Consider the following 25,769-nt stretch of genomic DNA (forward strand, 5'->3'; position numbering starts at 1 on the left):
GCCGGTCCTCCGGCGGACAAGAAAACTGTCACCCATGCTATCGGTCCATTCTGTTACCTATCTATCCGGTTCGGACAAGTGTCCCCTCTCCCCGTCACTATACGGGGAGAGGATGCCGGCAGGCAGGTGAGGGGCAGCGCCCGCGCCCGGTAGTTCCTCAATACCCCAGCGCCATCCCGTCCTTGCGCGGATCGGATGCCCCCGTCAGCGTTCCCTTTTCCCAGTCGATCAGCACCGCCTGGCCGCCGCCGAGCGGATGGTGCGGCTCGGTGATGGCGTGGCCGCGCCGCCGCAGGCCTTCGACCGCCTCGGCGGGCACGTTGCGCTCCGCCTCCACCATACCGTCATTGTAGAACACGCGCGGCGCGTCGAGCGCTTGCTGCGGGTCCATGCCGAAATCGATCATGTTGGTCAGAAGATGGACATGGCCGAAGGGCTGGTAGCCGCCGCCCATGACGCCGAACGGCATCACCACGCGGCCGTTTTTGGTCGCCATGCCGGGCATGATCGTGTGCATCGGCCGCTTGCTGGGCGCGATGGCGTTGGGGTGGGCCGGATCGAGGCGGAAGCTCGAGCCGCGGTTCTGCAGCACGACGCCGGTCTTGGGGCCGACAACGCCGCTGCCGAAGGAATAATAGGTCGAGTTGATGAAGGAGACCGCGTTGCGGTCGCGGTCGACGACCGAGATATAGACCGTGTCGCTGCCCGGCAGCTGCACGTCGGGCAAATGGGTCATGGCGCGCTCGCGGTCGATCTCGGCGCGCAGCCGGTCGGCATAGGCGGCCGAGAGAAGCTGCCTCACCGGCACCGGGACATGGTCCTGGTCGCCGACGAAACGGTCGCGGTCGCGATAGGCCAGCCGCCCGGCCTCGATCTCCAGGTGCAGGCGCTCGGCGCCGTTAGGGTCGAGCCCACCGAGCTTGAAGCCCGACAGCACGTTCAGCATCAAAAGCGCCGTCAGCCCCTGGTTGTTCGGCGGCATCTGGTGGATCTCGTGGCCGCCATAGCTGACGCTCACCGGCGCCACATAGTCGCCCCTGGTCGCGGCGAAATCGTCCGCCGTGTGCAGCCCGCCCAGCTCCTTGAGCCGGCGCACCATGTCGTCGGCGATCGCGCCTTCGTAGAACCCGGCGCGGCCCTGTTTGGCGATCACCCGGAGAGTGGCGGCCAACGCGGGCTGCTTGTGCACGTCGCCGGCCTTCGGCGCCATGCCGCCCGGCAGGAAGATGCGCGCGGCATGCTCGTCGGCGGAAAGATCGGTTTCGGGTTCGGCCCAGTCGAAGGCGACGCGGTCGTGCACGACATAGCCGTTCTCGGCATAGTGGATCGCCGGCGCCAGCACTTCGGCCAAGCCCTTGCTGCCATGGTCCTCCAGCAGCCGGCACCAGGCGTCGATGGCGCCCGGCACGGTCACCGCATGCGGCCCCTGTTTGGGAAGCTCGCTAAACCCCTTGTCGCGATACCAGTTGACGGTCGCGGCCGCCGGCGCACGCCCCGAGCCGTTGAAAGCCAGCACTTCGCTTTGCCCCTTGGGGCAGTAGAGGACAAAGCAATCGCCGCCTATCCCCGTCGATTGCGGCTCGACCACGCCCTGCACGGCGGCGGCGCAGATGGCGGCATCCATGGCATTGCCGCCGGCGCGCAGCATCTCGATGGCCGCAAGCGTCGAGAGCGGATGCGATGTCGCGGCAATCGCTTCCGTGGCACGAACCGGCGAGCGGCCGGGAAACTGGAAATCACGCATCTGGTCTGGATATCCCCGGTATCTTGAAAAAATGGGTCACTTGAAGCGAATGGGTCCGACGGAATCAATGCCGGCGGCCGAAGATCTGCGCCAGTGACAACAGCGCGACAGATAGCACGATCAGGCAAGTCGAGATGGCGGCGATGGTCGGGTCGATCTGGTCGCGCAGCGCGTTGAACATGCGGCGCGTCAGTGTCGTGGTCTCCCCGCCCGAGATGAACAGCGAGACGACAACTTCGTCGAAGGAGGTGATGAAGGCAAACAGCGCGCCCGAGACGATCGAGAAGCGGATCTGCGGCATCGTCACCTGCCAGAAGGCAGCGACGCGTCCCGCGCCCAGGCTGCGCGCCACCCGCTCCTGGTTCATGTCGTAGGAGCGCAGGCCCGACAGCACCGTCAGCACCACCAGCGGCAGCGCCTGTACCGTATGCGCGATGACCAGGCCGGTCAGCGTGTTGTTGAGGCCGATGCGCGCATAGAGGAAGAAGGTGCCGATGCCGACCAGGATCACCGGGATGATCAGCGACGCCGTGAGCAGCGCGTTGATCGCGCCGTTGAAGCGCAGCGTGCCCCGGTTGATCGCATAGGCGGCGGCAGTGCCGAGCGGCGTCGCCACCAGCGCGGTCATGACCGCGACGTTCACCGACACGATGGTGGCGTCGCGCCATTCCAGCGACTGGAAATAGCTCTGGTACCAACGAAGCGACCATTGCCGCGGCGGAAATTGCAGCAGCGTCGAATCCGAGAACGACATGATGACGATGATGACCGACGGCGCGATCAGGAACAGCAGCACGAGGCCGCCGAAGGCGTAGAGCCACAGCCGTTGCCGATGCGAGATCGGCAATCCGATATCTTCACTCATCGCGAACTCCATACGCCGGTGGCCCGCGCGCCGAGCAGCCACTGGAACAGGCCGAGAAGCGCCAGCGTGACCACCAGCAGCACCACGCCGAGTGCCGCACCGGCGCCCCAGTTGGAATAGAGGCTGGTGGTCTGCTCCATGCGCATCGCCCACATCACCACCTTGCCGCCACCCATCAGCGCCGGCGTCACGAAGAAACCGAGGCACAGCACGAAGACGATGACCACGCCGGAGGCGAGGCCCGGCACCGACAGCGGAAAGAAGATCTGCCGGAAGGTGGCGGCCGGGCCGGCGCCGAGGTTCATGCCGGCGCGCAGGCAGTCGGTGTCGATCGTCTTCATCGAGGCATAGAGCGGCAAAACCAGAAACGGCAGCAATATGTGCGTCATGCCGATGACGACGCCCGAAAAATTGTTGGCCAGCGACAGCGGCTGGCTGATCACGCCGAGATCGATGAGCCAGCTGTTGATCAGGCCCTTGCGCTGCAGGATCACCAGCCAGGCATAGGTGCGCACCAGCACCGACGTCCAGAACGGCAGGATGACGAAGATCAGGCAGATCGATGCGGCCCGGCGCGGCAGCTGCGACAACATGTAGGCCAGGGGATAGCCTGTTAGCACGCAGGCGCCGGTGACGATGAAGGCGACCTCGAAGGTGGTGATGAAGGTCCTGATGTAGGAGGCCTGCTCGAAGAAACGCGCATAGTTGGCGGCGCTCAAGGCGCCGGTCTCGTCGAACAGCGACAGCCAGAACAGCCAGCCGATCGGCACGATGATGATCGCGCAGACAAGGAACAGGCTCGGCGCCAGCAGCGCCAGCAGCCGCAATGACTCGCGCCGCGCATCGGCGCGCAGGGCCTGCGCGTTCAGGTCCTGCCCTGCCGGGCGGGCGGTCTCCGTCACGAAGGCGGACTGCGCGCTCATCCCTCGGCCGCCACCAGGATCGTGTCCTTGGCATCGAGGCCGAGCGTGATCGGCTGGCCCGGCGCCGGCAGCCTTGCCAGCACGTCGCTGCGGCAATAGTCGCGCAGCGTCAGCTGGCGGCCGTCGCGCAGGCTGGCATAGCAGACGAAACTGTCGCCCTGGTAGATGATGTCGCTGACCGTCGCATCGAGCACATTGACGCCGGTCGACGGGTCGGATGCCGTGACCAGCCGCAGCTTCTCCGGCCGCACCACCATCAGATGCGGACCGGCCGGCGGCGTCGGTGCGCCGGTCTGGATCAGCCTGTCCTCATACCAGACCGAGCCATTGCGGCTTTCGACCGGGATGAAGTTCGATTCGCCGATGAAGCCGGCTACGAATTGCGTCTTCGGCGCGGCATAAAGCGTTTCGGGCCTGTCGAGCTGTTCGATGCGGCCACCGTTCATCACCGCGATACGGTCCGACATGGTGATGGCTTCGCGCTGGTCGTGCGTGACATAGACCGTGGTCATGCCGAGACGGCGATGAAGCGCACGCAATTCGATCTGCATATGCTCGCGCAGGCCCTTGTCGAGCGCCGACAGCGGTTCGTCCATCAAGACGATGCGCGGCTCGAAGACGATGGCGCGCGCCAGGGCCACGCGCTGGCGCTGGCCGCCGGAAAGCTGGTCCACCCGGCGCTCGCCCAGGCCATGCAGCTTCACCAGCTCCAGCGCCTTCTCCACCCGCTGCGCTGTCTCTGTCACACCGACGCCGCGCTGCTTCAGCGGAAAGGCGATGTTGTGGAAGACGTTCATATGCGGAAACAGCGCATAGTTCTGGAACACCATGCCGATATTGCGCCGGTGCGGCGGCGTGGTGATGATCTCGTCGCCGCCGACCTTGATCGATCCGCCATTGGCTCGCACGAAACCGGCCAGGATCATCAGCAGCGTCGTCTTCCCCGAGCCCGAAGGCCCAAGCAGCGTCAGGAACTCGCCGGCCTCGACATCGAGGTTCAGGTCGCGCAGCACCGGCACGCTGCCAAATCGTTTCTCGATCGCGCGCATGCCGATCGGCAGCGCGGATGGTGCAATGGACAAGATCGTTATCTCCGAAGCAGAGACTGAAGGAGCGGGGCGGCGCTGATGCCGTCCCGCAAGGTCGGGATTCCGGCCTATTGCTGGATCAGATTGTTGAACTTCTCCGTCGCCTCGACGAGGTTGTCGCGCCAGAATGCGGCATCCTGCAACACCTGCTTCTTGACGTTTTCGGGCGCCGAATTGATGTCCTTGATCCGCTCCGGCGGGATCTTGCCGGTTTCGAAGGCCTTCTCGTTCACCGGTCCATTGTCGACATAGAGCGGCAGATTGGCCTGCAGTTGCGGGCTGACGAACATGGCCAGCGCCTTCATCGCCGCGTCCTTGTTCTTGGCGCCCTTGGGAATGACCATGCAATCGGCGGTGAGCACGCCCTGGTCGAAGGAGAAGCTGACCGGCGCGCCTTCCTTCTTCAAAGTGCCCGCGCGGCCGTTCCAGATGCTCGCCATGTCGACTTCGCCATCCTTCACCAGTTGCATGGCCTGGGCGCCGGAGGTCCACCAGGCGTCGACATGGCCACGGATCTTGTCGACCGATTTCAGCGCGCCGTCGATGTCGACGGGATAGACCTTGTCGATCGGCAGGCCGGAGGCAAGTGCTGCGACGCTCAGCGTCTCCGTCGCCTGGCTGCTGCTCAGCGCACGCCGTCCCGGAAACTTTTCCACGTTCCAGAAGTCGGCCCATGTCTTCGGGCCCTTGTCGCCGAAAACGTCGGTCCGGTAGATCAGCACGACGGACGTGTAGGAAATGCCGACCCAGTCGTCATGCACCAGCTTGGGGTTGATGCCGCTCTTGTCGATGATGCCGTAATCCAGCTTTTCGAACAGCCCTTCCTTCGAGCCGCGCGCGCATTCGTCGGCGCCGAGTTCGGTGATGTCCCATTTCACCGCATTGCCGGTCACCTGCAGGCGTACGTCATCGAGGCCGTTGGTCGTGTCTTCCTTGATGGTGATGCCGAGCGCATCGGCGGTCGGCTTGAAGAAGGCCTTGGTCTGTGCCTCCTGATAGGTGCCGCCCCATGAGGCGACGGTGATCGTGTCGGCGGCGACCGCGGGCACTGCCACGGAGGCAATGAGCCCGGCTATCGCTAGAGTTCTAAAGCTGGTGGTCCTGTTCATTTCGGTTCTCCGACCGGTGTTCCCATTTGTTTTTGATTTGGCATGCGATTTTGTATACAATTTGGAATGTAGCCGAGAGATCGGTGTTGTCAACTGCGACGGGCGCGATCGGTTGGACGGTAGGGACGGCGCCGCGGGGCGTGGCAAATTACGCCGACTGCGACTACAAACGAGGCGATGTCCGGCTAAAGCGGCCGGAGAACTGGAAACGGAACTTGGCCAAGGAACCAAAAAACACGCTGCGCGACTCGGTCTATTCCGCGCTCAAGGCGATGATCGTGACCGGCCAGATTCCGCCGGGTTCACGCGTCACCGAAAGCGACATCGCGGCGAAACTCAATGTCAGCCGCACCCCCGTGCGCGAAGCCTTCAACCGCCTGGAGCGCGACGGGCTGGTCACCGGCCGGCCGCGCCAGGGCTATGCCGTCACCGAGTTCGACATCAACATGTTCCGCGAGGCCTTCGCCATCCGCGAACTGCTCGACGGTCATGCGACGGAATTGGCGGCGGCCGCCGCGGCCGAGAAGGACAAGGCGCGGCTACGCGCCATGCTGGCCGAATGCGAGCGGCTGGCCGCCATTCCCGACCGCACGACGCGGGAAAAATTCCAGGAACTGGAGGTCGGCATCGATCTCCACCGCGTCATTGCCGAGATCAGCGGCAATGTCATGCTGCATGGCATGCTGTGCGGCATCCTCGACAAGTGCCAGCACTATGTCTGGACCGAACTCTTGTGGCTCGATGAATGGAAGATCGCCCGCGACGAACACGCCGAGATCGTCGAGGCGATCTGCGCAAATGATATCAGCCGCGCCGGCGCGCTGGCCCGCGCGCATGTGCGCGGTTCGCGCGAGAACGTGCTGCGCCTGCTGCAGGCGAAATCGGATTATCAGACCTTCCTGGCCAAGGCGTCCTGAGCGGACAGCCATTCGTCCTACTAGGTTAAGCCGCCCTTTCCGAGCGTGGCCACCGCGTCGACGATCCGGGTGAAGCTCGCGCGGGCGCGGCCAACGGTATGCCGAGCCCTGAGATAGCCGTGCACCAGGCCGGGCTCCTCGAACCAGGTGGCGCGCCCGCCTGCCGCGACGATGCGATCGCGATAAGCCTCGCCATCGGATGACAGCGGGTCGCACTGGGCGGTGATCAGCATGGTCGGCGGCAGATTGGCGAAATCGGCATCGGCCAGCGGATACAGCGTGATGTCACCGGTCTGGTCCACGCCGCCGGTACGGACGTATTTGTAGAATTCAAGGTCGCGCACCGTCAGCATCGGCGCTTCGGCATGCGTCACATAGGAGCCGCGCGCGCGATCGCCACCGAGACCGGGATAGATCAGCACCTGGCCGATCGGCTTTTTCGCGTGGCCACGTGTCGCGTGCGCAACGGCGGCGCAAAGATTGCCGCCAGCGCTGTCGCCGCACAGCAAGACCGGGCGGTCGTAGGTCCCGGCGGCCCATTCGAAAGCGCTCATCGCGTCGTCGAAAGCGGCCGGATGCAGATGCTCCGGCGCCAGCCGGTAGTCGACCGAGACCACCTCATAACCGGTGCGGCCGCAAAGCTCGGCGCAGACGTCGTCATGGCTGTCCAGCCCGCCGAGGATGAAGCCCCCGCCATGGAAGTAGAGCACCATGGCGGCATGGTCCGGCTTTGCGTTGCGGTAGATGCGGATCGGTATGTTGTCGACAGGTGTGGTGATGGCGGTCGTCTCGACCGTCACACCCTGCGGGTAGCCGGCAAAGAACTCGCTGCACATGCGATCGTAGATCTCGCGCTGCTGCACGATCGTGTAATCGATCGTGTCGGGCGGATAATAGGAATTCGTCCGCTCGATGAAGGCCCAGGTCTCGGCGTCGATGAGTTTGCTGTAGTCGGTCATGCTGCTTGGACCGACTTCGAAGATCGAGCCCAGGCACCCCCCTCTGGCCTGCCGGCCATCTCCCCCGCAAGGGGGGAGATTGGCAGCTTCGCCTGCGGTGCTTTTGTCGCAGCGCTGGCGATTGGCGAAGGCGGAAACGTCATCCGATCTCCCCCCTTGCGGGGGAGATGGCCGGCAGGCCAGAGGGGGGTGTGACGGAACATCATCGTCGGCGAGCTATCTCCCCTTCCAAACCGGCTCCCGCTTCTCCGCAAAGGCGCGGAAACCCTCCATGCCGTCCTCCGACCCATAGAGCGCATCGACCGTCGGCAACTGCCGGCGCGTCACCTTGTTCATCGCCTCCTGGAAGGTCAGCGATTCCGCCACCCGCGCGGTCTCCTTGATCGCTGCGAACACCAGCGGCGGGCCGCTGGCGAGCAGCCGGGCGATCTCCCAGACGCGGTCCTCGAGCTTTTCCTTGGGCAGCACCTCGTTGACCAGGCCCCAGCGATGCGCCTCGGCGACATCCATCCAGCGGCCGGTGAGCAAAAGGTCCATGGCGACATGATAGGGGATGCGCTTCGGCAGCTTGATCGTCGCCGCGTCGGCCAGCGTGCCGGCGCGGATTTCGGGCAGCGCGAAGGAGGAATGATCGGAGGCGTAGATGAGATCGCAGGACAGCGCCAGCTCGAAGCCGCCGCCCACCGCCATGCCGTTGACGCAGGCGATGACCGGCTTGTTCAGGTCGCGCAGTTCCTGCAGACCGGCGAAACCGCCGACGCCATAGTCGCCGTCGACCGCGTCGCCGCTCGCGGCGGCCTTCAGGTCCCAGCCGGCGCTGAAGAACTTGTCGCCGGCGGTCTTGACGATGGCGACGCGCAGGTCGGGATCGTCGCGGAACGCCTTGAAGGTTTCACCCATCAGCCGCGAGGTTTTCAGGTCGATGGCATTGGCCTTGGGGCGGTCGAGCGTGACCTCGAGGATCAAGCCTTCGCGGCGGGTCGAAATGACGTCAGACATTCTTGTTTTCTCCCAGCACCAGCAATGCATCGGCGATCCAGGCGCCCTTGCCCTCGGAGCAGACGATCAGTGGATTGATGTCGAGTTCCTCGATCTCGCCGGCATTCTCCTGCACGAAACCGGCAATGCCCGCGATGGCGTCGATGGCGGCCGCGAGATCGGCCTTCGGCCGGCCGCGATAGCCCTCGAGCAGCGGGAACAGTTTCAGGCCGCGCAGTGCGGCCTCGATGTCGTCGCGCGTTGCCGGCAGCATCAGCGTGACGCTGTCGCGCAGCAATTCGACCAGCACGCCGCCAGTGCCCAGCGTCATCACGGCGCCGAACATCGGATCGCGGGTGAAGCCGACGATCAGTTCGGCGACGCCGTCGCGCACCATGCGCTCGACATAGAGCCCGGTGCCGAGCGGCAACAGGTCATGCGCCGCGGTGCTGACCGATTCGGCGTCCTTGAGGTTCAGCCTGACGGCGCCCACCTCGGATTTGTGGGTGACGCCAAGCGCCTTCAGGGCGACGGGGAAGCCGAGCGCCATGGACGAGATCACCGCTTCGACCGCATTGCCGGCGCGTTCGCCTTTTGGCACTGGAAGCCCGGCCTTGATCAGCCGCGCCTTGGCTTGCGCCTCGTCGGGCGTAACATGATCGCCACCGGCCGCGCCCGACGCCGATGTATCCACCGGCTGCGCCTGCGGCTCGCGCCAGGCCCAGCCGATGAAGGCCGCCGCCTGGGCGGCGTCCATCGCTTCGGAAATGCCGAAAAGCGGCACCATGCCGCGCGCCATCAGCTCGGCGGTGTATTCCTCCGGCAGGTTCTCCGGCAGCGAGGAGACGATGGCGCCACGCGCCTTGTTGGTCTTCAGCGCCGATTCGAAAGCGCGCAGCGTCGCCCACCAGTCGGTCACCGAGCAGCGATCGGGACGCGGGAAGTCGAGCACCAGCATGTTGAGGTCGAAGCCGCCCGACACCATGGCGGTGAAGGTGGCGGTCATCGCCGGCTCGTTGTTCCAGATGAAGGTGTGATAGTCCAGGGGATTGGCCACCGCGACCAGCGGCCCTAGCGTCGATTTGACATGGGCGCGATGGGTGTCGTTCAGGACCGGGAAGTTGACCCATCGGCCTTCGGCGCTGTCGGCCATGACCGATGCCTCGCCGCCCGAACAGCTCATCGACGACAAGGTATAGCCAGGCAGCGGGCCGGTGATGTGCAGCAGCTTCAGCGCCTCGATGAAGGAGGGGATGGAATCGACGCGAGCGATGCCAAGCCGCTTCAGGAAGGCGCCGGAAGCAGCGTCCGAGCCGGCAAGCGAAGCGGTGTGCGAGACGGTTGCCTGCCGCGCCTGTTCGGAGCGGCCGACCTTCATGGCGATGATCGGCTTCTTGAGCTCACGTGCCCTTGCCGCCAGGCGCTCGAAGCCGGCTACCGAATCGAACGCCTCGATGTGCAGGCCAAGCGCGGTGACGCGCTCGTCCTCGATCAGGCCGAGCGCCATTTCGGACAGGCCGGTCTGCGCCTGGTTGCCGGCGGTCATCAGGAAGGCGATCGGTAGGCCGCGCTTCTGCATCGTCATGTTGATGGCGATGTTGGACGACTGGGTGATGATGGCGACACCCTTGCCGCCGCCTTCCAGCCTGATGCCGCCATGCTGGTCTGGCCACAAAAGCGCGCCGTCCGCATAATTGATCAGGCCGTAGCAGTTCGGTCCGATGATCGGCATCTGGCCGGCGGCGGCCACCAGTTCGGCCTGCAGCCTTTCGCCGTCCTCGTCATAGGCCTCGGTCTCGAGGAAGCCGGCGGCAAAGCAGACGGCGCCGCCGGCGCCGCGTTCGGCCAGCGCCTTGACCACCTCGATGGTGAGGTGCCGGTTGACGCCGACAAAGGCGGCGTCCGGCGCGCCGGGCAAATCGGCGATGGATCGGTAGGCCTTGCGTCCGGCCACTTCGTCCTTGGTTGGGTGCACCGGCCAGATCTCGCCGGCAAAGCCCATCTTGATCGATTGCGCGACGACGGCGGCGGCCTGCACGCCGCCGAACACGGCGATCGATTTGGGGCGCAGGAGGCGTTCAAGTTTATGCATCGATCAAGCCCCGAACGGGCGCAGCAGCGCCCGCGAAATAATATGTCGCTGAATCTCCGACGTGCCTTCCCAGATGCGTTCGACGCGGGCGTCGCGCCAGATGCGCTCCAGCGGCAGATCGTCCATCAGCCCCATGCCACCATGGATCTGGATGGCCTCGTCGGCAACGAAGGCGAGCATTTCGGTGGCCTTCAGCTTGGCCATGGCCATGTCCTGGTCGGTGACGGTTCCCTGATCGTACTTCCAGCCGGCTTCGAACACCATCAGGTCGGCGGCCTTGAGTTCCGTCGCCATGTCGGCGAGCTTGAACGACACGCCCTGGAATTTGCCGATCTGCTGGCCGAACTGCTGGCGCTGCGCGGCATATTCGACCGCATGGCCGAGCGCTCGCTCGGCACGGCCGAGGCAGGTGGCGCCGACCTGCAGCCGCGTGGCGCCGAGCCAGGAATTGGCGACGTCGAAGCCCTTGTGCACCTCGCCCAGAACCTGGGATGCCGGCAGGCGGCAATCGTCGAATTCGAGGATGGCGTTGGTGTAGCCGCGATGCGAGACATTGCGATAGCCGTCGCGCACCGTGAATCCCTTGGTGCCCTTGTCGACGAAGAAGGCGGTGATCTTCTTGCGCTTTCCGCGCGGTGAATCCTCTTCGCCCGAGGCCATGAAGACGATGGCGAAATCGGCGAGATCGGCGTGGGAGATAAAATGCTTGGTGCCGTTCAGCACCCAGTCGTCGCCGTCCTGCACGGCGGTCGCCTTCATGCCGCGCAGGTCGGAGCCGGCGCCCGGCTCGGTCATCGCCAGGCAGTCCCATTTCTCGCCGCGGATGCAGGGGAAAAGATATTTTTCGCGCTGCTCCGGCGTGCCGGCGAGCAGGATGTTGGAGGGGCGCGCCACGCAGGTCCAATGCAGTGCGTAATTGGCGCGGCCCAGTTCCTTCTCGTAGAGCAGCCAGGTCACCGTATCGAGCCCCGCGCCGCCGACATCGGCAGGCATGTTAGCGGCATAGAGGCCCGCCTCGATCGCCTTCGCCTTGATCTCCTCGATCAGCTCGCGGCGCAGCACGCCAGTGCGCTCGACCTCGCGCTCGTGCGGATAAAGCTCATTCTCGACGAAGGCGCGCGTCGTCTCGACAATGAGTTTCTGCTCTTCCGAAAGACCGAAATCCATGGTCTCAGCCCTTCTTCTTTTTCTTCGGCTTTTCGGCTTTCTTCACTGGCTTGGCGGCCCTGGCCCTTTCCGCTGCCTTTGAGGCCACGGGCTTCTTCGCCGCCAGCTTGGCGAGCTGTCTTGTGTAATCCTTGTGCAGCGCGCCGGCGCCCCAGCCCTTGCCCTTGTTCTGCTTCGACAGCGCATCCATGATCGCGACCAGATTGTCGTCGCGGATCTTTTCCAGTTCGCGGATCGACAGGCCGTGCGCCTGGTCGTCAGACTGGGTGGCGATCAGGTCGACCAGTTCGTCGTTGAACTCCGGCACGTCCATCAGTTTGGTCCACGGCCATTTCAGGCAGGGCCCGAACTGCGCCATGAAGTGGCGCATGCCGGCCTCGCCGCCGGCAACGCGATAGACCTGGAACATGCCCATCTGCGCCCAGCGCAGGCCGAAGCCGTAGCGCATGATGTCGTCGAGTTCCTCGACCGTGCAGATCCCGTCCTTGATCAGCCACAGTGCCTCGCGCCAGGCGGCTTCGAGCAGGCGGTCGCCGACGAAAGCCTCGATCTCCTTGCGGATGACGACCGGCTTCATGCCGATCGAGGCATAGATCTCCTTGGCGACTTCGATGGCTTCGGGGAAGGTCTGGTCGCCGCCGACGATCTCGACCAGCGGCAGCAGATAGACCGGGTTGAACGGATGGCCGACGACCAGCCGTTCCGGGTGCCTCTTCATCGCCACCTGCATGTCGGTCGGCTTGATGCCCGAGGTCGAGGAGCCGACGATGGCGTTGGCCGGCGCGTGGGTGTCGATCTCGGCCAGCACCTTGTGCTTTAGGTCGAGCCGTTCCGGCACGCTTTCCTGGACGAAGTCGGCATCCGCGACCGCCTCGGCGATCGTCTTGGCGAAGGTCAGCTTGCCCTCTTTGGGCAGGCCGCCCGGCACCATCTGCCTATAGGCGCGGCGCGCGCCCTTCATCACTTCCGAGACCTTGCGCGAAGCTTCGGGATCGGGATCGAAGATCGACACGTCGATGCCGTTGAGCAGGAGCCGCGCCACCCAGCCGGCGCCGATGACCCCGCCGCCGATGGCGGCCGCCTTGTTGATGATGCTCATTGAGAGGCTCCGGTTCTTGTCCTGGCGGTTTCGGGATCGGCGAGAGGCACGCGCTCGCCGGCGCGGATGACCGAGGGGTCGTAGGCTTTGCGGGCGAAGACTTCGAGCACGAACGGCCGGAAGAAGTCGATCGGCAGTGTCTCATAGTCAGGGTCGAAGCTCGACTGGTCCCAGCGTTCGCAAAACTGGTCGCAATCGTCGAAATAGGCATGACCGGCGAAGCGGTCGCGCGCATGGCGATTGCCGCCGAGATGGTGGGCGTAATAGAGGCGCTGGAAGTCGCCATGCTTCTCCACCACCCAGGTGCATTGCTCGCGCACGAAAGGTTTCAGGATCGAAGCGGCGTATTCGTCGTGATTGTAGGGCGCGTAGATGTCGCCGATGTCGTGCAGAAGCGCACAGGCTATCCAGTCGGTGTCGGCGCCGTCGCGCCAGGCCCGCGTCGCCGCCTGCAGCGAATGACCCAGCCGCGTGATCTTGTAGCCGGACAGGCCTTCGTCGAGCTGCACCAGCGCGTCGAGCAGCCGCTCGCCGGTCCTGGCCGCGTAGTCGATCTCGTGCGCGGTCAGGAACTCGTAGTCTTGCCTGTCGCCATCCTTCATGGCGGTGAATTTTACAGTAGCCATATCGACCCTCCCTGCGAATAATTTATGCCGCGATCGGCGCTCGCTTGGTCAGGTTGAGCTTCTTGCGCACTTCTTCCGGCCCCAGGATCCGGGCGCCGAGATTGGTGACGATCGAGGCGGCACGCTCGACCAATTGCGCATTGGTCGCCAGCACGCCCTTGTCGAGCCACAGATTGTCCTCGAGGCCGACGCGGACATTGCCGCCGGCGAGCACGGCGGCAGCGGCGTAGGCCATCTGGTTGCGGCCGATGGCGAAAGCCGACCAGTTCCATGTCGACGGCACGTTGTTGACCATCGCCATGAAGGTATTGAGATCGTCGGGCGCCCCCCACGGCACGCCCATGCAGAGCTGCACCAGCGCGTCCGGATCGAGCACCTTTTCCTCGACCAGTTGCTTGGCGAACCAGAGATGTCCGGTGTCGAAGGCCTCGATTTCCGGCTTGACGCCGAGCGCCGTCATCATGCCGCCCATGGCGCGCAGCATGCCGGGCGTGTTGGTCATGACATAGTCGGCCTCGGCGAAATTCATGGTGCCGCAGTCGAGCGTGCAGATTTCCGGCAGGCACTGGCGCACATGTTCCATGCGGTTGGTGGCGCCGCCCATGTCGGTGCCTTTTTCGTTGAGCGGCAGCGGCGCTTCGGGCGAGCCGAACACCATGTCTCCGCCCATACCGGCGGTGAGGTTCAGGATGACGTCGACATCCGCCGCGCGGATGCGCTCGGTCACCTCGCGGTAGAGATGCACGTCGCGCCTGGGCTTGCCGGTTTCGGGGTCGCGCACATGGCAATGGACGATGGCAGCGCCGGCCTTGGCCGCGTCGATCGCCGAATCGGCGATCTGCTTGGGCGAGCGCGGTACGTGGGGTGAGCGATCCTGCGAGCCGCCGGACCCGGTCACGGCACAGGTAATGAAAACCTCACGGTTCATCGCGAGCGGCATCGAAACTCTCCTCCCATTCGAAACAGCCACTACCATCGCTCGACTTGATCAAAGCTGCTTTGCGTTTTACGAAGGCCACATGATCAAAAGCGAAAAATCTGTCTTTCGCGCCGAACGTGAGACCCTCAAGGTAACGTTCCTGGTGTTTTCCGGCTCCTCGATCATGTGCGTCGCCTCCGCCGTCGACCCGCTGCGGGCCGCCAATCGCATTTCCGGCGAAACCCTGTTCGATTTCAAGCTGGTCTCGGTGACAGGCGAGGCGCCGGTTACCACCTGCGGCCTGCCGGTGGCGGTCAGCGGCCGTTTCGACGCCAAGGAGACGACCGACGTTCTCGTCGTCGTCGCCGGTTTTGGCACCCAGAATTACGCGACGTCGGCTCTGCTTTCAGGCTTGCGGAGGGCGGCGCGGGCGGCCCGCGCGTGCGGCGGCGTCGAGGCCGGCACCTGGCTGGTGGCGCGCGCCGGCCTGCTGGAGGGCCGCAGCGCCACCACCCATTGGGAAGACATGGAGGATTTTTCGTCGGCTTTTCCCGGCGTCGATGTCCGGCCGGACCGCTATGTCATCGACGGGCCGGTGTTCACCTCGGGCGGCGCCTCGCCGACCTTCGACCTGATGCTGCACTTGATTCGCACGCGGCTCGGCATGGCGGTGGCGCTCGATGTCGCCAGCGTCTTCATCTACGACCAGGCGCGTGCCGCGACTGATGCCCAGCCGCTGGTCTCGCTCGGCCGGCTCGACGGCTACGATCCGCGGCTGGCGCAAGCGATCCGCTTGATGGAAGCGCATGTCGACCAGCCGCTGACCATCGACGCGGTGGCCAAGCGCGCCGGGGTGACGGCGCGCACCCTGGAAAGCATCTTTCGCAAGTCGATCGGCGAGACGCCGGGCGCCTACTATCTCAGGCTGCGCCTGGGCGCCGCGCGCCGGCTCGTTGTCGACACGCGGATCGCCATGGCGGATATCGCCGGGCGGACGGGGTTCTCGTCTGCTGCGGCCTTTTCGAGAGCATTTTCAAGGGCTTTTGGCGAAGCCCCTGTCAGGCTTCGCCGAGGTTGAATCCAGGCGGCTCAGGCGGCGTTTTGCCGGTCGCTGCCGCCATCGATCTGCGAGCGCATCTGTCTGGCCAGATGGGTCTCGAAACGGCTGGCAACAGCACGATCCCATTCGTTGGACCGGCGCGCGCCATCCCTGGGATGCGGCATTGCCATCAGCCGGTCGATGATCGATCCGGCCTCGCCAGGTGAGAGCAGGGCGTCGATTTCACGTTCGTTCTGCATATCGGTTCGCCTCCTTCTTCCTCTCCCGCCACGAGCCATACCTATACGAGATTCGTGACGGCAGTTTGAAGGCAAGAGCGAGGTCATTGAGAGGCGGCAAGGGGCAAAACCTTGTCGTCGATTTCAGCATGGCGCGCAGAAAGTTTCCGCGCGCCAAGCTTTCGAATCGCATAGTGCGCCGGCTTGGATTGCCGACGGTCAGGCAGCGTCAGACGTAGCGGTTGACGATGTTTTCGAGCAGTTCCTGGCGGCCGGAGCGCGGTTGCGGCTCGATCTTCTTCTTCACCACGCGCTCGGCGATCTCTTCCAGCGTCCGCTTGCCTGACAGCATCGCCTTGGCCTCGGCGCTGTTCCAGCCGGCATAGCGCTCGGCGAGCGGACCCGACAGCGCCTTGTCCTCTACCATCTTCGCTGCCGCCTTGAGGCCGCGCGCGCAGGAATCCATGCCGCCGATATGGCCGATCAGCAGGTCCTGCGGGTCGAGCGACTGGCGGCGCAGCTTGGCGTCGAAATTGGTGCCGCCGGTCTTGAAACCGCCGGCCTGGAGCACCTGGTAATATGCCAGCGCCATTTCCGGCACGTTGTTGGGGAACTGGTCGGTGTCCCAGCCCGACTGGTAGTCGTTGCGGTTCATGTCGATCGAGCCGAAGACGCCGAGTGCATTGGCCAGCGCCAGTTCGTGCTCGAAGGAGTGGCCTGCCAGGATGGCGTGGCCCTGCTCGATGTTGAGCTTGACCTCCTTCTCCAGGCCGAAGCGCTTGAGGAAGCCGTAGACGGTCGCGACGTCGTAGTCATACTGGTGTTTTGTCGGCTCCTGCGGCTTCGGCTCGATCAGGATCGTGCCCTTGAAGCCGATCTTGTGCTTGTAGTCGACGACGAGGTTCAGGAAACGGCCAGCCTGTTCCTGCTCGCGGGCAAGGTCGGTGTTGAGCAGCGTCTCATAACCCTCGCGCCCGCCCCACAGCACGTAATTCTCGCCCTTCAGCCGCTTGGTGACGTCGATGCACCTCTTTACCGTCGCCGCCGCGTAGGCGAACACATCCGGATCGGGATTGGTCGCCGCGCCCGACATGAAGCGGCGGTTGGAGAACAGGTTCGCCGTGCCCCACAAAAGCTTGACGCCGGTCTGCTTCATCTTGCCGGCGAAATAATCGGCGATCTCATCGAGGCGGGCCGCACTTTCGGAAAAATCCTTGCCCTCGGGCCGTACATCGGCGTCGTGAAAGCAGAAATAGGGAGCGCCGAGCAGCGAGAACATCTCGAAGGCGACATCCGCCTTCAGCTTCGCCAATTCCATCGTGTCGACGCCGCCAGCCTTGGGGAACCAGGGACGGTCGAAGGTCTGGCCGCCGAACGGGTCGCCGCCCGGCCAGGCGAAGGAATGCCAGTAGGCGACGGCAAAGCGCAGATGGTCTTCCAGCCGCTTGCCGGCCACCACTTCGTCGGGATTGTAGAAACGGTAGGCCAGCGGATTGGTCGAATCCGGTCCTTCATATTTGATTGTCTGGATATCGCCGAAAAAGCCGCTGCTCATGGTTCTCTTCCTCTCCAAGATAGGTTTGCCCGATTACCTCAGGCGTAATTGGTTTCACGCCGGCGCTGGTCGAAAACGGTCCTGTCAAAACCGTCAAACGAAGGAGACAGACCATGACCGACCTCAACGCGATCGCCCTGAACTACATCACCGCCTGGAACGAAAGCGATGCCGACCGCCGGGCGGCCTTGCTCAAGGCTGTCTTCACCGAGGACGTCAGCTATCGTGATCCGCTCATGCAGGGCGACGGCCATGAAGGCGTCGCGGCGCTGATCGGCGGCGTCCAGCAGCGCTTTGCCGGCTTCCGCTTCTCGCTGAAGGGCACGCCGGACGGCTTTGCCGACAAGATCCGCTTCTCCTGGAATCTCGGGCCCGAGGGCACTGCTTCCGTCATCGAAGGCACCGACATCGGCATCATCGAGAACGGCCGCCTGAAGAGCGTCACCGGCTTCCTCGACAAGGTGCCGGCGCAGTGAGGTCTTGCTGGCAAGTTGAGTGGCTCCCACGCTTACAGTAGTTGCTTGTCCAATCTGTAGAGGGGACCGATTGGCGAAGTCGGCGCCGCCCCTCATCGCCCTGCCGGGCACTTCTCCCCGTATAGTGACGGGGAGAAGGGGGCCGGCGGCAATCTCGACGCCTTTCCTGCGACGTTGGTGATTGGCGAAACCAGCAATGACAGCGCCCCTCTCCCCGTCTCTATACGGGGAGAGGATGCCGGCAGGCAGGTGAGGGGCAGCGCCAGCGCCCGGACGAAAGGAATGGGACAAGCGCCAACTCACGCGGTTACGGCCTTGATCGCCGGATAGAGCGCGCGGTAGCGGTGATAGGCATCGGCGAAGGCGCCGCCAAGAGCTGCATCCGGCTCGATCGTGGCATCTGTCCTCGGCGCGGAGCACACGGCCAGCGGATCGGCGCCGGTCGCGGCGATCAGGCCAAGTCTGGCCGCTCCAAACGCAGCGCCGAAATCGCCATCAGCCGGAATATCCACCGGCAATTGCAGCGCGGTGGCGATCGCCTTCAGCCAGTAGCGCGAGCGCGAGCCGCCGCCGATCGCGGTCACGCGCGTCAAGGTCGTGCCGGCGGTTTTCAATGCCTCCAGGCTGTCGCGGAAGGCAAAGGCGACGCCTTCGAGCACGGCCTGTGTCAGCACTGCGCGGCCCGATTCATGCGCCAGGCCTGTGAACGAACCGCGAATGGCGGAATCATTGTGTGGCGTCCGCTCGCCCGAGAGATAGGGCAGGAAGGATACGCCGGTCGGCGCCTTCAGCGTCTCGCCGAGTTCCGATGTCAGTTCGCCCGCGCCCTTGCCCGTGATCTCCGACAGCCAGTTGAGCGAATCGGTTGCCGACAGGATGACGCCCATCTGGTGCCAGGTGTTGGGCAGCGCATGGCAGAAGGTGTGCACCGCGCTGGCCGGGTTGGGCAGATAGGCGGCGTTGGCGGCAAACAGCACACCCGATGTGCCGAGCGAGACAAAAGCGTGGCCGGCGCCGACCGTGCCCATGCCGCAGGCGGAAGCCGCATTGTCGCCGGCCCCGCCAGCCACCGGAGTGCCGGCCGCGATGCCCCACCGCGACGCGAGTTCGGCGCGCAGGGCGCCGGCCTTTTCCGTGCCCTCGACCAGCGACGGCATCTGCTTTTCCTCAAGCGAGGTCGCAGCGAGCAACTCGGAAGACCAGCGCCGCTTGCCGACATCGAGCCAGGATGTGCCGGCCGAATCCGACATTTCCGACATGTAGTCGCCGGTCAGCCAGAGCCGCAGGAAATCCTTGGGCAAAAGCACCCTTGCCACCTTGGCGAAGACAGCGGGTTCGTTGTTCTTCACCCAGGCGAGCTTGGGCGCGGTGAAGCCGGGAAAGACGATGTTGCCGGTGAGCGCGCGGAAGCGCGGATCGGCGTCCAGTGCCGCCGCCTCGACATGGCTGCGCGTATCGTTCCACAGGATGCAGGGGCGCAACACCTGATCGGCCGCATCGAGCAAGGTCGCGCCATGCATCTGGCCCGACAGGCCGATGCCCTTGACTGCCGCGAACTGCCCGGGATGTGCCGCCTTCAGGTCGGCGATCGCATCTTCGCAGGCGCGTATCCAGTGCAGGGGATCCTGCTCGGACCAGCCCGGATGAGGGCGAGAAACATCAAGCGTGCCATGGCCGGAGCCGATGACGCCCTGTCCGGCATCGATCAGCAGCGCCTTGACGCCCGATGTGCCCAGGTCGAGGCCGAGATACATGGTTTCCTCCCACGTTCTTATTTTTTTCGGAACCCGAAAAATATGTTTGAGCCAGTTTTTAAGGCAAGATCCGCTCCGGGTCAATTCTCTGACAAATCGGCGGCACGTCTCGAAAACAGCGCCGACAGCGGACTGTCCGGGCGTACGGCCGAACGCTCCGTCGTCAGCGCCCTGGCCAGTGCACCGTCGCCGGCACGCAGGGCGGCTTCTATCAGCGTCAGATCGATGACGTTGCGCTGCGCGTGGCTGCCGCCAAATCGATGGGCGATGGCCCGGATCGGCCGGATCAGTCGGATGGTTTCGGCGTAGTTGCCCTCTCCGAACGCCTTGATCGCAAGCGTCAGGGGATGGCCGACATCCCGCGTGAAAGCGGCATTGTCGTCACCGCCCCGCATCGCTTCGCGCTGTGCCTCCAGCAAGGTCCGGGCCGGAGCATCGAGCCCGGCGCCGACAAAGGCCATCATCGCGTGGGCGTCGTTGAAGGCGTAGATGGAGGCAGCGGCCTTGGGCACCCAATTGGCGGCCAGCGCCGTCCAGCGGTCGCCGACATCGACGCCGCCGAGATGAAGCCGCCACAGGATCGCCGATGCATCGACCATGTTGAGCGCCAGCGTCGATCTGCTGCCATAGATCGGCCCGTCATAGAGCGCCAGCACCTCGCCGGTCTCGCCGAGATCGTAGTGGAACAGCGCCAGGTGCCACCAATTGTGGACCTGGAGGAAGCTCTCCTTCGTCCAGGCTTCGGGATCGGTACGCATCCAGGCGATGCCGTCCCTTTGCCGGCTTTGCATCTCCATCACATGCGCGACCGCATGTTGCGCCCAGCCATCGCGCGGTTCGATCTCGACCGCCGTACGGCCGAGCCTTTCGGCCTGCGCATACTCAGCCATCTCTTCGAGCCCGAAGGCCTGCATGCCGAGAATGGCGTGATACCCCGGCATGTCCGCCTGCCATGACGGCAGGGCGCGGGCGATGCGGTCGCGCAGCATGCGGGCGTTGCCGGTGAAGAAATCGACCTGGTGTCCGACCTGGAGCGCCACGGCGTCGAGCGGAAAATCGATCGCTATGTCCCGCAGAATGCCGGAGGCCTGATGCCAGCGCCCGTTGGCGAGGTGGCCGAGGGCCGAGACATGCGCCCGCTCACGCGTTGTCGCGGCAAGCGGCAGCGCCGCCTCGTGGCAGATCCTGGCCACGGCCGTCGCCTCCGGTTCGGTGGCAAGGCCGAAAAGGTAGCCCTTGAAGACATGCGCCATGACAAAACCGGGGTCCTGCGCGATGGCGCGATCGACGGATTTCACGGGATCGCCAATGAAACACTGCAATTCGCGCACGGCCTGGCCGTAGGGCGCGAATCCAGCTTCCGTCGCGCCCGAAAATGCCAGGCCAAATGCGTCCCTGATGGCCATGCGAGAGTCCCCGGTCGAGGCCCGATGGGCATGATGCCCACGGTCCAGCGTGATCTTAAAGCATAGGCCACGGCTACGCCATTTCACGAGTCGCGCCGCGGCATGTCAGACATTTTTGCAGTTCATCAACCATGGGAGACAGAATAGGCTTTGTAAAACTGGACGAATTGTGGCTTGATTGCGGCGCGGGTAAGGGGCTTGAAATCGCGATCTGAGAGGGGACGCGATGCGGCATTTTGAAATACAGGTTCCGAACAGCGGTTCGGAGCACATTGGCAGGGCTGTTTCTTTGCTGCAGCGAAAGCCCAGGCGGATCAATGCTGGGTTTATTAGCTTACTTGCAACTACGACCCTTATGTTGCTGCCGAACTCCGCGGCCCTGGCGGCATGCCTGCTGGTTCCGTCTCCGGGCAATGACGTCTTCACTTGCGATAGTGGCGATTCGGGCGGCAGCCTCAACGACACCATCGGCAACAACACGCTGAACTTTCCCGCCGGCGGCACCGGCCAGGTGAGCGGTAACGTCACCTTCGGCCCGGGCACGGACCGCATCAACATGCAGTCAGGCACCATCACCGGCACGGTCGATCAGGGCGACGGCACGGATTTCTTCACCATCGGCGGCGGCACCGTCGCCGGCAATGTCCAGCAGGGCGCCGGCATCGACGACTTCAACATGAGCGGCGGCCAGGTCGGTTCGCTGAACCAGGGCGACGGGCTGGACACCTTCACCATGACCGGCGGGCGCATCGTCGATTTCTTCGACGACGGCGACCGTGCCGTGATCACCGACGGCCGCATCGGCCGCGTCAACATGAAGCTCGACAAGAACTATTTCAACATGTCGGGCGGCATCATCGACCGCAACCTGGTCACCGGCTTCGACCAGGACACCATCATTCTCTCCGGCGGCACGATCGGCGGCAACATCAGCGTCAGCGGCGGCAACGACAGCGTGACGATCACGGGCGGCACCGTCGGCGGCGATGTGCTGATGAGCTTCGGCGCGGACAATTTCGTGTGGAATGGCGGCGGCATCATCTATGGCGCCGTCGACCTCGGCGGCGACAACGATACGGCAAAGCTGAGCAACCTGACCAAAGCCAATCTGGGCGGCGCCGACGCGCTGAATGGCGGTCTCGGCACCGATACGCTGACCTTCGATAACGTCAAGCTCGACGGCATCAGCCGGATCCAGAACTGGGAGACCGTCGACGCCACCAACGACACCCAGCTCACGCTGGACGGCAATCTCGTGCTTGGAGACAGCGGCACCGGCACGGGATCGCTCAATGTCGATGCCGCGAGCACGCTCTATGGCGGCGGCTTCAACGCATCGATCCAGGCCTTTACGTCGGGCCAGCTTGCGGACGTCGTCAATGCAGGCCGCATCGACCTGACCAATGGCAGTACCGGCGCGACGGACCGGCTGATGATTTCGGGCAATTACACCGGGCTCGGCGGCCTGCTGCTCATCCAGACCGAGCTCGGCGATGATTCGTCGGCGTCGGACAGGCTGGTGCTTTCGGGCGGCACGGCTTCCGGCTCGACCGGCATCGCGGTGGTCAATGTCGGCGGCGCGGGGGCCGAAACGATGCAGGACGGCATCATGGTCGTCCAGGCGGTCAACGGCGCCACCTCCACCTCAAGCGCCTTCGCGCTCGACGTGCCGGTCGCGGCAGGCGCCTTCGAATATTATCTGTTCAAGGGTGGCGTCACCGCAGGCAGCGCGGAGAACTGGTATCTGCGCTCGTCGCTGATAACGCCGACATCGCCGGCCGCGGCGCCGCCGGCGGCAGAACCAACACCCGCGCCGGAACCGGTGCCGCCCGAGACCGAACCTCCGCCGCCGCCATCCGCGCTGCCGCCGGTGCCGGCGCCGACCGAGGGCGATATCAACACTCCGCCGGCCGACCCGACGCCGCCCGTGCAGGCTAGCGATCCGGTGCCCGTGCCGCCGCCACTGCCGCCGCCGGCGCCGGCGGCTGATCCACCGCCACCGCCCCCGCCGGTCCCGACCGCCGTGCCCGATCTTCCGATGCCCGCGGCAGGGGAGGAAATCCTGCTCTATCGCGTCGAGGTGCCGGTCTATTCCGCGGTGCCGCCTGTGGCCGAGCATCTGGCGATGACGACACTTGGCACCTTCCATGAGCGGCGCGGCGAACAGAGCCTGTTGTCGAACACGGAGCTGTCGCCGGTCTGGGGCCGCATCTACGGCCAGGACGCGAAGATGGGCTGGTCGGGAACGGTGTCGCCGTCCTTCGACGGCACCTTGTTCGGCCTGCAGGCGGGCTTCGACGTCTTCGGACGCGAAACCGCGTCGGGCGGGATCGATCGCGCCGGCCTGTTCGTCGCCTATGCCAGCATGAAGGGCGATGTGCGCGGCCAGGCGCTGGGGCAGAATGATCTGTCCGTCGGCGGCATCGATCTCAGCGGCACCAGCGTCGGCGGTTACTGGACCCGCATCGGCCAAGGCGGCTGGTACCTCGACGGCGTCCTCATGGCCACCTTCTTCGGCGGCGACGCGACGTCGTCGCGCGATGTCGGCATCGACATTGGCGGAACAGGTGTCACCGCCTCGCTGGAGGGCGGCTATCGCATTGCGCTGGCGCAGGGCTGGACGCTCGAACCGCAGGCGCAACTGATCTGGCAGCATCTGTCGCTCGACGATGCCAAGGATCGTTTCTCGTCGGTTTCCTTCGATAGCGAGGGCAGCGTCACCGGCCGGATCGGGGCTCGGCTGCAGGGCGAGTCCGCTGTCAATGGCATAGCGCTGCAGCCCTACCTCAAGGCCAATATCTGGCATGATTTTGGCGGCACCGATCGTGTCAGCTTCGACACCACCGACATCTCGACGGAGGGCAGGTCAACCTCGTTCGAGTTCGGCGGCGGTATTGTCGCCAAGGTGACCGACAAGGTCAGCATCTTCGCCACCGGCGACTACACCACCAATCTCGGCGGCGACAAACGCCGCATCCTCGAGGGCAATCTGGGCTTCAGCGTTAAATGGTGAGGCCCTCCGGGCCTCACCCGCGTCAGGACATCAATTGCCGGGAACGCATCGCCACCGTGGCGATGCCGGCGCCGACCAGGAGCGTGCCGCCGGTGCGGTTGAAGATGCGGATCGCCTTGGGATTGCGCACCACGTTGCGGGCGCGTGCCGCGATCACCGCGTAACCGAAGGCGTTGGCGAAGGCGAGCGCCAGGAAGGTCGTCTCGAAGATCAGCATCTGCGTCCGGAAGTCGGCGTGCCGGTCGAGGAACTGCGGCAGGAAGGCGACGAAGAAGGTGATGCTTTTCGGGTTGAGCGCGGTGACCAGCCAGGCATGCGCCATCATCTTGGCCGACGACACCGCGTCGGTGCGTGGTTCAGCCTTCAGCGTGCCGCCGGCGCGGAACAGTTTCACGCCGAGATAAATCAGATAGCCGGCGCCGATCAGTTTCAGGATGGTGAAAACACCAGCCGAAGCGGCAAGCAGCGCGCCGATGCCCAGCATCGACAAGGTCATGGCGGTGAAGTCGCCGAGCGCCACGCCGACGGCCATCGGCAAAGCGGTGCGCCAGCCCTGGCCCAGCGCATAGGAGACGACCAGAAGGATTGTCGGGCCCGGGATGATGAGGAGGATGGTCGACGCGGCAGTGAAGGCGGCCCAGTTTTCGAAGGACATGCTCGTCTCCCTTGAGCTCAAAGAAGAGGATAAATCCTTGGCTCCCGAAGAATGTAAAGGGGCCGAATCCTTGTTTTTGCGTATTCCGGCCGGGCAACCGGCACGACTCTTACGGCACCGCGACGTCAATTGCGCCAGCGGCAAAAAGCTTGATGACGGTTTCAACGTCTTGCAGATGTTTAATGGCGACCGCGCGGGAGGGCGGAGCGGCGCCTCGGCAAGGCGCAAACGCAAGCAGCGCAAGGCATTCACGCTTTATCAACCATGAATGATGAAAATGCCCACTATCCGGCCGGACCGTGCTTCCCGCCGACAGCGTAGGGTTTGGTATATGCGTGAGTTGCCGCAAGGTCCGACGCCGCCACGAAACGGCGACGCAGTCGAAACCGATCTTCTTCTTTCCCGCCGCGCCGTCCTGTCCGGGGCGGGCGCTTTGGCATTGCTCGGCGTCGCCGGCTGCTCGACCTCGGGTGGTGGCGATCTGCCGGCGCTGCAGCTCGACGATACGGTCACCGGTTCGGTGCCGATCCGGCCCTCGATCAGCGTCGACAAGAACATCACCAGCCCCGACGTCATGTATGCCTCCTTGACGGATAACGGCTTCAACGTGCCCGAGGTGCCCTATCTCAAGGTCAAGCCGGAGTTCCGTCGCCAGATCGTCGTCGATACGACCGGCGAGGCGCCCGGCACCATCGTCGTGCATCTCAAGGAACGCATGCTCTATCTCGTCCAGCCGGGTGGCGACGCCATCCGCTACGGCGTCGGCATCGGCAAGGACGGTTTCCGCTGGTCCGGCCGCGCCAACATCCAGTACGGCAGGGAGTGGCCGACCTGGACGCCGCCGCCCGAAATGATCCAGCGCAAGCCGGAACTGGTGAAGTGGCAGGGCGGCCAGCCCGGCGGCCTGACCAATCCCCTCGGGGCGCGTGCGCTCTACATCTACCAGGACGGCAAGGACACCGGCTACCGCATCCATGGCTCGCCGGAATGGTGGAGCATCGGCCAGGCGATGTCGTCGGGCTGCGTGCGCTTGATCAACCAGGACATTATCGACCTCTACAGCCGGGTTTCGAAGAAAAACCCCGTCGTCGTCATGTGATCGTCCAGCCCTCCGTTTCTCCCGTTGCGCGATGCGGCAAGACAGGC

The 25,769-nt window shown here is 64.7% G+C and carries 23 protein-coding genes; 6 read left to right on the forward strand and 17 right to left on the reverse strand.

Going from position 1 to position 25,769, the window contains the following annotated elements; translation table 11 throughout:
• Positions 1-157: 157 nt before the first annotated feature.
• The 5 genes from ggt to LB516_RS24390 form a co-directional block, all read right to left on the reverse strand.
• A complete protein-coding gene (gene ggt / locus LB516_RS24370) occupies positions 158-1,744 on the reverse strand; it encodes a gamma-glutamyltransferase (RefSeq protein WP_224720493.1) in 1,587 nt (528 codons plus the stop codon).
• A gap of 64 nt (positions 1,745-1,808) precedes the next feature.
• Positions 1,809-2,609 carry an ABC transporter permease gene (locus LB516_RS24375; protein ID WP_224720494.1) on the reverse strand — a complete coding sequence of 267 codons (801 nt, stop codon included), beginning with the start codon at positions 2,607-2,609 and terminating at the stop codon, positions 1,809-1,811.
• Complete coding sequence (locus LB516_RS24380; protein WP_140620554.1) at positions 2,606-3,532, reverse strand: ABC transporter permease; 927 nt, start codon at positions 3,530-3,532, stop codon at positions 2,606-2,608. The genes LB516_RS24375 and LB516_RS24380 overlap by 4 nt, the downstream gene beginning before the upstream one ends.
• Positions 3,529-4,614 carry an ABC transporter ATP-binding protein gene (locus LB516_RS24385; RefSeq protein WP_140620556.1) on the reverse strand — a complete coding sequence of 362 codons (1,086 nt, stop codon included), beginning with the start codon at positions 4,612-4,614 and terminating at the stop codon, positions 3,529-3,531. Before LB516_RS24385 ends, LB516_RS24380 begins: the two co-directional genes overlap by 4 nt.
• A 74-nt stretch (positions 4,615-4,688) precedes the next feature.
• Complete coding sequence (locus LB516_RS24390) at positions 4,689-5,729, reverse strand: ABC transporter substrate-binding protein (RefSeq protein WP_015314610.1); 1,041 nt, start codon at positions 5,727-5,729, stop codon at positions 4,689-4,691.
• Between the two features lie 215 nt (positions 5,730-5,944).
• On the opposite strand from LB516_RS24390, the gene LB516_RS24395 reads away from it, so the two are divergent.
• Entirely contained in the window at positions 5,945-6,646 is a 702-nt protein-coding gene (locus LB516_RS24395; protein WP_224720495.1) for a GntR family transcriptional regulator, read from the forward strand.
• Positions 6,647-6,666: 20 nt separating this feature from the next.
• On the opposite strand, the gene LB516_RS24400 is transcribed toward LB516_RS24395, so the two are convergent.
• The 7 genes from LB516_RS24400 to LB516_RS24430 all read right to left on the reverse strand — a co-directional run bounded on the left by LB516_RS24400 (position 6,667) and on the right by LB516_RS24430 (position 14,507).
• On the reverse strand, positions 6,667-7,605 hold the full coding sequence (locus LB516_RS24400; protein WP_224720496.1) for an alpha/beta hydrolase: 939 nt from the start codon (positions 7,603-7,605) through the stop codon (positions 6,667-6,669).
• Between the two features lie 216 nt (positions 7,606-7,821).
• Entirely contained in the window at positions 7,822-8,604 is a 783-nt protein-coding gene (locus LB516_RS24405) for a carnitinyl-CoA dehydratase (RefSeq protein WP_140620564.1), read from the reverse strand.
• Positions 8,597-10,675, reverse strand: coding sequence for an acetate--CoA ligase family protein (locus LB516_RS24410; RefSeq protein ID WP_141907452.1), 2,079 nt, complete (start codon positions 10,673-10,675; stop codon positions 8,597-8,599). The genes LB516_RS24405 and LB516_RS24410 overlap by 8 nt, the downstream gene beginning before the upstream one ends.
• Positions 10,676-10,678: 3 nt before the next feature.
• Entirely contained in the window at positions 10,679-11,842 is a 1,164-nt protein-coding gene (locus LB516_RS24415) for an acyl-CoA dehydrogenase family protein (RefSeq protein WP_023772121.1), read from the reverse strand.
• Positions 11,843-11,846: 4 nt separating this feature from the next.
• Complete coding sequence (locus LB516_RS24420; protein ID WP_224584213.1) at positions 11,847-12,941, reverse strand: carnitine 3-dehydrogenase; 1,095 nt, start codon at positions 12,939-12,941, stop codon at positions 11,847-11,849.
• Positions 12,938-13,567, reverse strand: a complete 630-nt coding sequence (locus LB516_RS24425; RefSeq protein WP_140719360.1) for an HD domain-containing protein — start codon at positions 13,565-13,567, stop codon at positions 12,938-12,940. The genes LB516_RS24420 and LB516_RS24425 overlap by 4 nt, the downstream gene beginning before the upstream one ends.
• A gap of 22 nt (positions 13,568-13,589) precedes the next feature.
• Positions 13,590-14,507 carry a 3-keto-5-aminohexanoate cleavage protein gene (locus LB516_RS24430; protein ID WP_023772124.1) on the reverse strand — a complete coding sequence of 306 codons (918 nt, stop codon included), beginning with the start codon at positions 14,505-14,507 and terminating at the stop codon, positions 13,590-13,592.
• A gap of 79 nt (positions 14,508-14,586) precedes the next feature.
• On the opposite strand from LB516_RS24430, the gene LB516_RS24435 reads away from it, so the two are divergent.
• Positions 14,587-15,564 carry a GlxA family transcriptional regulator gene (locus tag LB516_RS24435; RefSeq protein WP_140875927.1) on the forward strand — a complete coding sequence of 326 codons (978 nt, stop codon included), beginning with the start codon at positions 14,587-14,589 and terminating at the stop codon, positions 15,562-15,564.
• An 11-nt stretch (positions 15,565-15,575) separates the two neighbouring features.
• On the opposite strand, the gene LB516_RS24440 is transcribed toward LB516_RS24435, so the two are convergent.
• Together LB516_RS24440 and xylA are read right to left on the reverse strand one after the other, a co-directional pair.
• Positions 15,576-15,785, reverse strand: coding sequence for a hypothetical protein (locus LB516_RS24440; RefSeq protein WP_015314600.1), 210 nt, complete (start codon positions 15,783-15,785; stop codon positions 15,576-15,578).
• A gap of 208 nt (positions 15,786-15,993) precedes the next feature.
• Positions 15,994-17,319 (reverse strand): xylose isomerase, encoded by a 1,326-nt coding sequence (gene xylA / locus LB516_RS24445; RefSeq protein WP_140620573.1) that lies wholly within the window; start codon positions 17,317-17,319, stop codon positions 15,994-15,996.
• Positions 17,320-17,432: 113 nt separating this feature from the next.
• Here xylA and LB516_RS24450 point away from each other — a divergent pair, with 113 nt between their 5' ends.
• Positions 17,433-17,795, forward strand: a complete 363-nt coding sequence (locus LB516_RS24450; RefSeq protein WP_224683088.1) for a nuclear transport factor 2 family protein — start codon at positions 17,433-17,435, stop codon at positions 17,793-17,795.
• 299 nt (positions 17,796-18,094) lie between these two features.
• Here the strand turns inward: LB516_RS24450 and xylB are convergent, their stop codons facing one another.
• A complete protein-coding gene (gene xylB / locus LB516_RS24455; RefSeq protein WP_224683087.1) occupies positions 18,095-19,549 on the reverse strand; it encodes a xylulokinase in 1,455 nt (484 codons plus the stop codon).
• 80 nt (positions 19,550-19,629) lie between these two features.
• Positions 19,630-20,955: a tetratricopeptide repeat protein gene (locus LB516_RS24460; RefSeq protein ID WP_224720497.1), complete on the reverse strand. Its 1,326-nt coding sequence runs from the start codon at positions 20,953-20,955 to the stop codon at positions 19,630-19,632.
• Positions 20,956-21,310: 355 nt separating this feature from the next.
• Between LB516_RS24460 and LB516_RS24465 the strand changes: the two genes are divergently transcribed.
• A complete protein-coding gene (locus LB516_RS24465; protein WP_411969430.1) occupies positions 21,311-23,968 on the forward strand; it encodes an autotransporter outer membrane beta-barrel domain-containing protein in 2,658 nt (885 codons plus the stop codon).
• Between the two features lie 22 nt (positions 23,969-23,990).
• Here LB516_RS24465 and LB516_RS24470 read toward each other — a convergent pair whose 3' ends face one another.
• Positions 23,991-24,623, reverse strand: coding sequence for a LysE family translocator (locus tag LB516_RS24470; protein WP_224720499.1), 633 nt, complete (start codon positions 24,621-24,623; stop codon positions 23,991-23,993).
• On the opposite strand from LB516_RS24470, the gene LB516_RS24475 reads away from it, so the two are divergent.
• On the forward strand, positions 24,622-24,891 hold the full coding sequence (locus LB516_RS24475; protein WP_140719350.1) for a hypothetical protein: 270 nt from the start codon (positions 24,622-24,624) through the stop codon (positions 24,889-24,891). The two genes, LB516_RS24470 and LB516_RS24475, sit on opposite strands and share 2 nt — an antisense overlap.
• A 63-nt stretch (positions 24,892-24,954) precedes the next feature.
• Complete coding sequence (locus tag LB516_RS24480; protein WP_140620583.1) at positions 24,955-25,722, forward strand: L,D-transpeptidase; 768 nt, start codon at positions 24,955-24,957, stop codon at positions 25,720-25,722.
• Positions 25,723-25,769 lie beyond the last annotated feature (47 nt).

This window comes from Mesorhizobium sp. CO1-1-7 (assembly GCF_020164885.1).
Lineage (GTDB): Bacteria > Pseudomonadota > Alphaproteobacteria > Rhizobiales > Rhizobiaceae > Mesorhizobium > Mesorhizobium australicum.